The organism is Limosilactobacillus oris (genome assembly GCF_025311495.1).
Classification (GTDB): Bacteria; Bacillota; Bacilli; order Lactobacillales; family Lactobacillaceae; genus Limosilactobacillus; species Limosilactobacillus oris_A.
In genome coordinates, this window is sequence record NZ_CP104398.1 from 723,436 (window position 1) to 735,110 (window position 11,675).

Annotated in this window: 9 protein-coding genes, 1 other RNA gene and 1 pseudogene; 1 reads left to right on the top strand and 10 read right to left on the bottom strand. The window is 46.5% G+C overall.

Annotated features, from left to right (window positions below):
• From N4599_RS03800 to N4599_RS03810, 3 genes are read right to left on the bottom strand one after another with little or no spacing between them, the layout of a single operon-like run.
• Entirely contained in the window at nt 1-717 is a 717-nt protein-coding gene (locus tag N4599_RS03800; protein ID WP_062814016.1) for a response regulator transcription factor, read from the bottom strand.
• Between the two features lie 18 nt (nt 718-735).
• Nucleotides 736-1,239 carry an ECF transporter S component gene (locus tag N4599_RS03805; protein WP_062814017.1) on the bottom strand — a complete coding sequence of 168 codons (504 nt, stop codon included), beginning with the start codon at nt 1,237-1,239 and terminating at the stop codon, nt 736-738.
• A gap of 2 nt (nt 1,240-1,241) precedes the next feature.
• Complete coding sequence (locus N4599_RS03810) at nt 1,242-2,006, bottom strand: PfkB family carbohydrate kinase (RefSeq protein WP_062814018.1); 765 nt, start codon at nt 2,004-2,006, stop codon at nt 1,242-1,244.
• A gap of 345 nt (nt 2,007-2,351) precedes the next feature.
• Between N4599_RS03810 and N4599_RS03815 the strand changes: the two are divergent.
• Nucleotides 2,352-3,104, top strand: a pseudogene (locus tag N4599_RS03815) (ISL3 family transposase).
• A gap of 178 nt (nt 3,105-3,282) precedes the next feature.
• Here the strand turns inward: N4599_RS03815 and N4599_RS03820 are convergent.
• The 7 genes from N4599_RS03820 to N4599_RS03850 all read right to left on the bottom strand — a co-directional run bounded on the left by N4599_RS03820 (nt 3,283) and on the right by N4599_RS03850 (nt 11,579).
• Nucleotides 3,283-5,679, bottom strand: coding sequence for a Rib/alpha-like domain-containing protein (locus N4599_RS03820; protein ID WP_260902102.1), 2,397 nt, complete (start codon nt 5,677-5,679; stop codon nt 3,283-3,285).
• A gap of 452 nt (nt 5,680-6,131) precedes the next feature.
• Nucleotides 6,132-6,507: a transfer-messenger RNA gene (gene ssrA / locus N4599_RS03825) on the bottom strand.
• A 312-nt stretch (nt 6,508-6,819) separates the two neighbouring features.
• Nucleotides 6,820-7,395 (bottom strand): aggregation-promoting factor, encoded by a 576-nt coding sequence (gene apf, locus N4599_RS03830; RefSeq protein ID WP_260902104.1) that lies wholly within the window; start codon nt 7,393-7,395, stop codon nt 6,820-6,822.
• Nucleotides 7,396-7,705: 310 nt separating this feature from the next.
• Nucleotides 7,706-8,512 (bottom strand): Cof-type HAD-IIB family hydrolase, encoded by an 807-nt coding sequence (locus N4599_RS03835; protein WP_260902106.1) that lies wholly within the window; start codon nt 8,510-8,512, stop codon nt 7,706-7,708.
• Nucleotides 8,505-8,978 (bottom strand): MarR family winged helix-turn-helix transcriptional regulator, encoded by a 474-nt coding sequence (locus tag N4599_RS03840; protein WP_003714135.1) that lies wholly within the window; start codon nt 8,976-8,978, stop codon nt 8,505-8,507. The genes N4599_RS03835 and N4599_RS03840 overlap by 8 nt, the downstream gene beginning before the upstream one ends.
• A gap of 11 nt (nt 8,979-8,989) precedes the next feature.
• Entirely contained in the window at nt 8,990-10,822 is a 1,833-nt protein-coding gene (locus tag N4599_RS03845) for an acyltransferase family protein (protein WP_062814022.1), read from the bottom strand.
• A gap of 445 nt (nt 10,823-11,267) precedes the next feature.
• The gene (locus tag N4599_RS03850) at nt 11,268-11,579 is read right to left on the bottom strand and encodes a hypothetical protein (protein ID WP_003714130.1); all 312 of its coding nucleotides are present in this window, start codon (nt 11,577-11,579) and stop codon (nt 11,268-11,270) included.
• Nucleotides 11,580-11,675: the final 96 nt, after the last annotated feature.

An 11,675-nucleotide genomic window follows, 5' to 3' on the forward strand; every position in this document is an offset into this window, starting at 1 on the left:
TTAGTCAGCTTCGTCATCAAACTTATAGCCTACTCCCCATACCGTCTTAATTACCTGTGGTCCCAAGTCTTCCAGCTTCTGCCGGAGCTTCTTGATATGGGCATCGACAGTCCGTTCATCCCCATAGTATTCATAGTCCCAGACAAGCTGGAGGAGCTGCTCCCGGGTAAACACCTGCCGTGGCTTGGAAGCCAGCGTCTTGAGAAGGTCGAATTCCTTTGGTGTCAGGTCATCGATTTGCTGGTCGTAGAGAAAGACTTCCCGGGTCTTAGTGTTCATCCGGAAGTTCTTGGTTTTAACATCAAAATCACGGTCAGCAGCCCCCGGCTGTTCTGCCGGCTGCTTGGCAAGCTGGCTCCGGCGATAGAGTGCCTTAATGCGGGCAATCAGTGTAATCGCGCTAAAGGGCTTGGTAACGTAGTCATCAGCGCCGATTTCCAGGCCAAGCACCTGGTCACTCTCGGTATCCCGGGCGGTCAGCATGATCAGCGGTACCGTCGGCGAAACCCGCCGAATATCCGCAGCCACCTGCATCCCATCCTTCTTGGGTAAATTAAGGTCCAGCAAGATGACATCCCACTTGTCCGGGGCAGCGTTAAACTTTTCCTCCGCTTCCACCCCGTCATAGGCAAACTCATACTGCCAATTTTGCTTTTTTAAGAACATTGCCATCATTTCACAGACGGAATGGTTGTCTTCAATCATCAGGATATTCACAATGATCCTCCTTTAACTCTATTTAAGTGAAATATTCAGGCGCCGCCGCAGGGGTTTAGCAAACAGGAGCGCAATCAATGCCCCAATCAGCCCCTGGATGGTATTAGGGATAACCCCCAGTGTCCCGGTCGCCCAATTGTACAGGAACGAGTCGGCAAAGAAGTAGCAGACCACCATCACAATAATTCCAACTGCAAGGCCCAGGAAGCGGCCCCAACACCCTGGCAGCCAACGCATTATCAGGCCGGTCAGCAAGCCCTCTAGTCCGTGGGCAATAAACGAAAACGGAGCATACTGGGCAAAGCCGGAAATCAGGTCTAAGAAGAGGCCGGCAAAGCCCCCAATCGTACCTCCATACCAGGGACCGAGCAGCATGGCCCCAATAAAAATGGCGGCATCACAAAGGTTCACGTTCCCCCGCGTCCACGGTAACGGAATTAAAAAGAGGCGGCCGAAGACGATTGCCAGCGCCAAGAGCATTGCTGCCAAAGTCATTTTTTTAGTTTGTACTTGTTTTTGCATTGCTATTTCTCCCTCGTTAAATAAGTCACTAACTTCTTGAGCTGCATTCCCAGCAGACGCTCTCCCATGGGTACGGCCGCGGTCTCCTTGACTGCGACGGCGAGGGCCTGGGTAGCCTGGTCAACGGCAGTGTGCAACCTACTGCCCCGCGTTAAGTAGCCGTAAAGGAGTGCCGCAAAGCAGTCACCGGTTCCGTAAAAATGTCCCGGGAAATAATCGGCCCCACTAAAAAGCAGCTGGTCACCGTGGACCAGCCAGGAGCCGATTTGGCCATCCTGGTGGATCCCGGTAACGACCAGCTGACCGGTAATGCCGGCCTGGTGGAGCAGTTTCGCCATGTGCAGGCATTCTTCCGGGTTGGGCTCACTGATACTTTGCCCGGTCATCAAGCACAGTTCGGTCCAATTAGGGGTCAGCACGGTCGCATCCCGGCACAGGTCACAGAGGGCCGCGGGGTACGTAGCCGGCAAGCCCGGATAAAGGCGGCCTTGGTCCGCCATCACCGGGTCGACCACAAGCTGGTTGGGGACCAAATCGTGGATGATCTGGCGGACAGTGTGAACTTCCTGGGCGCTACCGAGGTAACCAACCAGGGCCCCCTGGAAGGGTAACTGAAGCTGGGACCAATGCTGGGCAGTCGCCTGTTGCCAGTTGGTCGTGTCCAAGGCGACTGGGGTGGCAAAGCCCTCAGTCTGGGTGGACAGGACCGTAGCGGGCAGGAGAGCGGTCGTAATCCCCATTGCTTGAAGAATTGTCGTTGCGGCCACTAGTGAAATCTGACCGAGCGCTGAAAAATCCTCAATGATAATACTTGCTTTAGTTTCGACGACGTCCCGCCCCCTTAGTTAATCTTCCATCATTATATACTTCTCCCGTGAAAATTTGAAAGGAGATTAGACAATTTGCCCCTTGAACAGCGGTAGCAAAAAACAAGCCAGCCGTACCGCCACTAGCAGGAAAGGAAAATTGCCCGTGGATTGGTCCCAAGGGCTTCGCAACCAACTTCGGGAGAAAAATAAAAAGCTGATTGTCAACGTTTAACACCATTGACAATCAGCAAAATCCTTAAAAATGGAGATGACGGAACCCAAAGTAAGATGAGTATGATCTTAATGAATCCACAGAACCACCGCACTATTGATATCATTCAGTCTCGTAATTCGCGTTTTATGCGTAATTATTTTCTTTCTCACTACTCTAAAAAGACGCAGCGGTCGGTTAAGATTGTCGTTGTTGATCTGTTTGAACCTTATCGTAACTTAATTCATGACTTATTTCCCAAGGCAATAATCATCGCTGATCATTTTCACGTCGTTGCACAAGCTTACCGGGCCCTTCAAAGTGTCCGGATCAAAGTAATGAAAGCATATGGTCCCAGTACTCATGAATGCCGAGTCCTGAAACATTACTGGAAGCTATTAATGGTTAAGAGAGACCAACTTGATTACCTACACTACTATTCACGACGTAACTTTCACTATTCCTGGTTATCCAATCAAGAAGTCGTCGAACGACTGCTTGCTTTTTCCCCAGACCTGGAAGCTGCTTACGAATACTATCAAGACCTAATAGCCTCAATTAGTCACCATAGTTAGGCCTTATTAGATCAGTTAATTAAGCAAACTAATTTACCAAGGGCTATGAAACGAGTTAAGCGAACCCTCGCTAAGCACCGACAAGAGATTATTACCAGCTTTCACACCCGACTAACCAACGGGCCAATCGAAGGCACCAATAATAAAATTAAAGTAATCAAACAGACCGCATATGGCTATCGCAACTTCTTCCATTTCCGGATTAGGATTCTCGTTTCGTTGAAGACTTCTAATCTCATGATTCGGGAATTATCAAAAAAAGAAAACTAGACCAATAGCTAAAGTTGCTTAGTCTAGTTCTCTATATTCTCTTCATCCTTACCGATTAACAAAGAGTCTAATTTACCAACAAAAAAAGGACTGCTTACAATAAATACTAAGTAGTCCTTTTCATAGTTTAGACGAATCGAATACAGCACTTAAATATTGGGAAAGAAAATTATGTTATCTAGTTGCGTTTCTTCTTCAATCCGCCTAAACCAAGCATTGCCAGTAAGCCAGCTAAACCTAATCCAGCTACAGCCGCATCATTCTTAGTATTACCTGTTTGTGGTAATGCTTGCTTGTTGTTTTGACTGTTGTCACCATTACCGTTGTTAGTAACATTAGTGTTTACGGTCTTGTTGCCATTACCGTTTTGGGTACCATTATTGATACCGTTGTTATTACCTGGGTTAGTATTGTGGTTACCATTATCACCAGGGTTAGTGTTATGGTTGCGGTCATCGCCAGGAGTGGTATTGTTCCTATCGTAACCAACGTAAACAGTAGTACCGTCAACTGGGTTGCCATCCTTATCTAATGCAGAAGTAGATGGAACAGCAGAAGCATTTACCTTTTGACCGTCATTGCCAATCTTGTAGTAAGAAGTGTAACCATCAACTGGTGTAATGTTTTTAGAAGCAAATTTGTCCGCACTCAAAGCTTCCCACTTACCATATGTAGCAGGATCGCCATTACCGTAGATAGTCATTGTCCGACCAAAGTCTAGACTCTGAGCCTCAGTTGTTTGTTGACCAGATACTGAAGTAGTCACAATATCACGGGTAACCGTCTTGAACATTTCCTTATATTCAGGGTTCGTTGGATCAACCTTGGTTGGATCAAGTGACTTATTAACGAAGACTTTAGCAGTTGCCGTGTTGCTTGAACCATCTTTATAGGTTACTGTTACTGGAATATCATATTCAGTAGCATCATCTGGAGCAGTAAATGTAATAGCACCAGAGGTATTATCGATAGTTACAGTTACTGGGTTCTTACTATTCTTATCATTAATGGTCATATTAGTTGTGCCATCTTTAAATGCGTAAGTATGACCAGGAACATCTGTAACTGCTTCACTATCCTTAGTGAAGCTAGGAGAACCAGTATTTACAGAACTATTAGCCGCAACAGTTGTGTCTGTGTAAGCTGGAATGTATTGATCAGCGTTACTCTTATCGTAACCAACGTAAACAGTAGTACCGGCAACTGGGTTGCCATCCTTATCTAATGCAGAAGCAGATGGAACAGCAGAAGCATATACCTTTTGACCGTCATTGCCAATCTTGTAGTAAGAAGTGTAACCATCAACTGGTGTAATGTTTTTAGAAGCAAATTTGTCCGCACTCAAAGCTTCCCACTTACCATATGTAGCAGGATCGCCATTACCGTAGATAGTCATTGTCCGACCAAAGTCTAGACTCTGAGTCTTAGTTGTTTGTTGACCAGATACTGAAGTAGTCACAATATCACGGGTAACCGTCTTGAACATTTCCTTATATTCAGGGTTCGTTGGATCAACCTTGGTTGGATCAAGTGACTTATTAACGAAGACTTTAGCAGTTGCCGTGTTGCTTGAACCATCTTTATAGGTTACTGTTACTGGAATATCATATTCAGTAGCATCATCTGGAGCAGTAAATGTAATAGCACCAGAGGTATTATCGATAGTTACAGTTACTGGGTTCTTACTATTCTTATCATTAATGGTCATATTAGTTGTGCCATCTTTAAATGCGTAAGTATGACCAGGAACATCTGTAACTGCTTCACTATCCTTAGTGAAGCTAGGAGAACCAGTATTTACAGAACTATTAGCCGCAACAGTTGTGTCTGTGTAAGCTGGAATGTATTGATTAGCGTAATTCTTGATGTGGACCGGAACATACCAGAACGTACCACTGCCGTCTTGATAGTCAATATCTACCATAATAGTGAAGTCATCAGTAGTGACATCCTTTGCTACAGTTACGGTTACTTTACCAGTCTTTGAATCAACAGAGGCAGTGAGACCCTTTGGAGGATTAAAAGGAGCTCCGTGTGTGTCACCAGTAAGTTTGTAACCAGTAATTGTCCCATCTGGCATCATATAAGGCATCATTGGCGTTTGGGTCTTAGTAACTGGGGTATCAGTTGTTGGACGCTCAAAATACATCGGAAGGTAGGTTACTTGGTACTTGTCACTATCAGTACTATCATCACTATCACCAATAGCATAAAGACTTAGTGCATTGTTATAATAACTCGTTGCACCGCTCTGAGCTGTCTGAGCTGATGGGTTATTATTGCTTTGTACTTTCGTAGGTGTAACTGCTGGATCACTAGTAGTTGGTGTGGTTTGATCGTCGGCTGAAGCACTCATTCCCATAGATGGGTTATTATTGCTTTGTACTTTCGTAGGTGTAACTGCTGGATCACTAGTAGTTGGTGTGGTTTGATCGTCGGCTGAAGCACTCATTCCCATAAATGTGAAACCAATCAAAACCGAAGCAACTCCAATGGTTAATTTCTTAATCGTAAACCGTTGTTTCTTCGGTTCTTGTTGCCGAACTTGTTCTTTCCAATTATTCCTCGATAACATAATACACCCTCCTAATATTATTTATTCTACGCCCTCAATATAATACAACTCCTTGAAACTTTCAAACTTATTTTATTTCTTAAGCTAATTCACCAAGAAATTATAGAATAAAGTAAACATATCAATAATTTCTAATTTCACATTCTAATAATATATGAGACAATTCTGCTCAAAGAATGGCGACTTTGTTACAACACATAATCTAATATGTAAAATGGTCCGCAAGTTCATCGAACTTTTTCAAAGCACTTTTAAAAGATGATTTTAATTATTAATCTATTAAAAAAAGCCATCACAAATAGTGATGACTAACTGTATTTCGAAAACAATAATTTTATACAACAATTCATACAACATTTAAATATAACTTAACGAGTTTATTTGAATCTCGGAAAATTACAAATGCTGATATATCAACGATTTGTAGCTAATTGAGTTTCAACATACCCCTACTATGGAGATGACGGGAGTCGAACCCGTGTCCAAGCATATCGCCATTTCAACCTCTACGTTCGTATCTCAACTATTTAAGATTCACTAGCCAAAACGCCGTTGATCAGGGCCACCATGACTAGCCAGCTTGATTAATCTCTTCTCACTGCTTCAAACGGGAACAGGGAGCGTAGTCCACTAAGATATGAAACCTACATTCGCATCATGGACGAACCCGAAGTAGATTTACGCGTGCTACTTGTTAGGCAGCAACTGCGTAAGAGTTTGAATTATTGTTTGCAGTTATAATTTAAAACTGAGCGTTTTTACGAAGACGCAACCTTCGAAACGCAGTTGAAACTCGACCTATACCTGTCGAATCCAAAAAACATCCCCAGCACGTTATGTATCATAACATACTCGGCCACCCCGTGCATCAATTTTGCCCTGAATATCACTAAAGAGGCTGGAAAATAACTCAATCTCTTTAATATTTTAAAGTTAGTAATGCCTCAGCCCAGTAGCTGGCTGGCAGTTCAAGCGCTGATAAATCAGCGTTTGACCAACCCCAAATAGGCTAGTTTCGCACCGTAGCCATCCTTGCGGAGGTTCGAAGACAAACGCTCCAAATCAGCTTGCTAGCCGATTTGGGGCGTTTTTTCTCACTCTCTTATCACTTCAAAATTTACCGAAATGCTCGTCGGCCGTTTACCACCAACCGTTAGCCATCCAGTGAGCCTGGGCGGCCTGCCAGGAGCCGTAACGGTTTTGCATATACTGTTGGGCGACTTCTTCTTGGTGCTGCGGCGAGAGATCGCCACCGAGGTAAGCCAGGTCTAATTGGTAACGACCATAGTGAACCCCGTTTTGCGCGGTATAGCTGCCACCAGATTCCCGCTGGGCGATCCATTCCTTGGCAGCCTGTTCACTGCTGCTGAGGTTAGCGGACTGGCTCGTCTTCTGTGCCTTGTCCTTGTCTTCATTGCTGTTTTGGCTAGTAGCATTCTGATCGTTATCATTCAACGGCGCAATCTCACCGTTGCCCTTAATCAGGAGCTTTTGGCCGACGTGCAGCTGGTTAATATCGCTAAGGTTGTTGTCCTTAGCAATCTCATTAATTAAGCTGTTGTCCTTGGCGAATTTGTAAGAAATACTTGAAAGGGTATCACCACTTTGAACGGTGTAAACCATGTCGGCGTTAGCGACCACAGCAGTCGTGCTAACTCCTAATGCAACCACCCCAAGAGTAGTAAAGACTTTAACTAAGTTTTTCTTAGTATTCATAATGTAAAACAACCATCCTTTATTAATCTGATTATTCGTTCAACGCTCTCTATACTACACGGCGAACTTTACCATCTTGTAACAGCTTCTTTTCTCTTTCCCCTTTTTCGGCATGAACTTGTTAATCTACTGTAATCTTATGTTCGACCCGCTTATCGGCAGCCAGCACCCCTTACTGCCCGTTAGGATTGCGTCCTTTGCAAGTGTGCTAACTACTGAACAAAGCCCCATAAAAAAAGCGAATTTACAAGGAATTCTTAATAAATTCCCGTAAATTCGTTTCTTTTACGCCTGCTAAACTGGCTTTTTATTACAATTGTGTTGCAAAATACCGCTCACAATACTTGGCAACTCCGTCATTATTGTTGCTATCGGTAATTGCCGTTGCGGCCTCTTTTACCTGGGGCAGGCCGTTTTCCATGACGATTCCCTGGGCCGCCGCCCGAATCATTTCCAGATCATTGTCCGCGTCCCCGAAGCTCATCAGGTTGCTGAAGTCCTCACCAAAGTGACTCAGCAGGGCCTTGAGCCCCACCGCCTTATTAACGCCCAGTGGCAGGAACTCCATAATCATCGGCTGCGATTGCACCGCATGGTATTTCTGCTTCAGGCTGGCCGGCAGGTGCTTGATGATTGGTGCCAACTCCTCTGGCGTGATTGCCATTACGGCCTTGCTGTATACCTTTTCCGGCAGGTGACGGCTGGCGATACTTTCAAACTTGATGTTCTTTAGGACCGTCCGGTAAATCGAACCGGGAAAATCATTCAGCTCATATACCCGGTCGAAATCCAAAACATTCAGCGGGATTTCGTTTGTTTCCACGAAGCCCAGCAACGGCTGGAGATCCTGCTTCGCCATTCCCCGCTCAAACAGGTGCTCCTTTGTAAGGTTGTTGATTACCAGGCCACCATTAAAGGTAATCGTATAATCCTCTGCCGCAGTCAGCCCGAGCTGCTCAATATAGGGCCAGATGGCGTTAATCGGCCGCCCGGTACACAATACAACGCGGATCCCCTGTTCATGCAGCTTCTTGAGCACTGCCTCATTTCGTGCTGAAATCTCCTTCCGGCTGTTCAGAAGGGTGTTATCCAAGTCCAAGGCAATCATCTTAATCATTTGCTCGTTGCTCCTTACCTTCATCCAATTCCCCTTGTACGATCTGCTTGTTAAATTCAGCTAGAAGGTCCAACAGTTGCTTGCCGCGGTCACTGCCAAACACACTGACCCACCTGCTGAACCGTTGCTGGACCTTTGTGCTGATTCTCTCTTCAACCTGTTTACCCAGCGGCGTGGCCGTCAAAGACTGCCGCCGCCGGTCACGCGGGTCGGGCTTTTGGCGCACATACTCATTCGCCATCAAAACCCGTAGTTGGCGCGAAACTGCGCTCCTGGTCACCTGGCGCTGTTCGGCAATCTCCATCAGCTTAATCCCCGGCTGTTTGCTAATCGTCCGTAAAATCATGTACTGCTCAAACGACAATGAGTACTCAGCAGACGGTTGAGAAATAAAGTTGCCGAGGCCCTTCAACCCGGTCAGGTAAACATCTACCGCCTGGTCCAATAACTGGTCGTCATCTACCAATTAAGCCACCCCTATTTATTATTCAAAATCGCTTTGGCAATCATCCGGGTATAGTGGACGTTCCCCTGTTCATCCATGTGAACATTGTCGGCGGCAAACCAGTCAGCGTGGTTATTGCTCTCCTGGTACCAATCGATGACGTGAACGTTCTTATGCTGCTTAGCGGCCGCTTTAATCTGCCGGTTAACGGTTTGCTGCCACGGCCGTGTTGGGACATGGGCAGTAATCCAGAAGACCTGGTGGTCAGAACCAATCCCCGACAGGATTTGGTTAACTGTCTCCTTGGTCATCGCGCCGTTAGTTCCCAGGTTGAGAACCACGATTTTGTTAAGGTGGCCCTGGGCTTTGAGCTGGTCAATCACAGCTGGCGTATCAGCTCCCTGCCGGCCGACCTGGGCGTCAACGTATGCTTGCGGCATCAGCTTCTGAATGCTGCTAGCGGCATCCGCCATCACCGAGTCTCCAACTGCCGTAATCTTAACGTTCTGCAGTTTTTTGACCTGGTCACTGGTCAGGTTATATTCCTTCTCCAGCTTCGTTGGTTGGGCCGTGGAGGCCTTCTTGCCCTCCGCAATCTGCTTGTTGTTTTGCGCCGCCAGCTGGTGGTTGCGTTCAATCCGCTCTTGAACCACGTTCTTTGCTGGCTGGTGATCCGGCTGACTAAAGCCGAACAGCGCAATTCCGAGTGTCAAAATACTAAATGCCAATTTGATTCCTCCTTGCCAAGTGACGGACCGTAAATTCCGCAAATCCTGGCGGACATTTGTCCAATCATAGTGGGCTAACGGCCGTTCCAGCAGCTGGTAAGACAGCTCGCTGATAATGGCAATAATCAGCAGTTCGATCACCGCGTTAATCAGCGGGTGCAAACCCACGTGGACCCACCGCTCATAGAAAATCATTACCGGGTACTGGTAGACGTAAATCCCATAGGACCGTTTGCCGACCCAGGAAAAGAACCGGTTCGTCAGCCAGCCATTCAGTGAAGCGCCCGGATGTAAAATCATTGCCACGAGAACCATCCCAACGATACTGTAAAAGAACATCCCTCCGCGGTAGGTGGCCGGGTTCTGGCCGTTCAGCGTGAAGAAGCCAATCACCGTAAGGACAATTGCGGCAATCCCGATTCCATTGAGTTTTTCCACATCCGAGCGGATCAGGTTGCGCGGCAGCTTATCCAGCGGCCACGTCAAGCCGAGCCAGGCCCCCAACAATAGGGAAAAGGCCCGCGTATCCGTCCCGTAGTACACCCGGTTAATGTTTTGCGGGTCATAGAGGATCGCCATTTCGACCGCTGATAAAATTGCCAAGAGCAGGACCAGCCACTTGACTGTCCGCCGCTTGAGCAGGTGCAGCATCCACACGAGAATAATTGGCCACAGCAGGTAAAACTGGGCCTCCACGCCGAGGGTCCAGAGGTGGGTAAATGGTGACGCGCCCCCAAACTGGTCAAAGTAGGACTGACCATTCTTAATTTCCCACCAGTTATAAACCCAAAGCAAGTTGGTAATGACCGTCGCCTTGATATGGTGCAGCAGGGGACGGGCAAACAAAGTGATATACGCCGTGGTCAGTACCAGCATCGCAATCATTACCGGATACAGGCGCTTAAACCGCCGCTTGTAAAAACTTCGAATATCGAAGGACCCGTCACGATCAAAGTGCTTCGTGACTTGATATGTAACAAAATAACCCGAAACCAATAGAAAAAGAGGAACCCCCAGATAGCCCCCCTGAAGTACATTCGGTAATAGGTGGTAGATAATTACCCCTAGTACCGCTAAAGTACGCAGGCCATCAATACCTGTAATATATTGACTGCGCCTCCGCATCGCTGCTCTCATCTTCCACAAACCTCCACTTTTCTCTTACTCCTCATAAAATTATACTGGCTTACCCAGCGACTGTATAGCCTTTTTTCCGATTAAAAACGGCGAATGAAGTAGAATGAGCTAACCCGGTTCATTGTTTCCCCGCTAGCTATCTCCTGCGCTGCTGTATTTTTTTAAAAACAGTAAGGGGCTGTGACATAAGTCCTATTACTTTAATAAAAAATGAACAGCGCAGTACACAAATGGGCTCCAGTGCTCGGCAAAGCCGAACTCTGAAACCCTCTTTGTGCTTTCTAAAGACTAGCTGCGCGTCGACGGGGGCATGAAGACGAAGTCATAAATGACTTCTGTCACGCTCCCCACCACTTCATCTCCGTTGAGCCTGTAAACCTAACCGCAGGCTGAACACAAGTACTGAAAGCCATCAGCGGTTCTCTGGTCGCTGGTTAATGATTTCCTAGCCGACGTGGTTTTCCTTGAGAATATCTTCCACGACCTGGTCCATTTCTGGAGTTCGCTTCCACTCCTCCCAGTGGTCCATCGACTCATCCTGCATCTGGTAGTGGCTATTGACATAGTCCTCATACTTAATCACGTTCCGGGAATGGGGAATATTAAGCTGGAGGATTCGAACCTGCTTAATAAAGCCCCGTTCGGCCGCCAGTTCGGCCCGGCCATTATGAACCATGTTGCCGATCTCATAGTAGCTCGTCCCATCATTGCGAGTAATTTCTTCAATCAGTGTTAATACTTGCTGTTGTTTTTCCAAGACGTCCTTCTCCCTTCTCTTAACCATTATAGGGACTTTAAAACGAAAAATCACCGTCAAAATGACGGTGATTGGCATAAGAGAGAAAGAGAATTG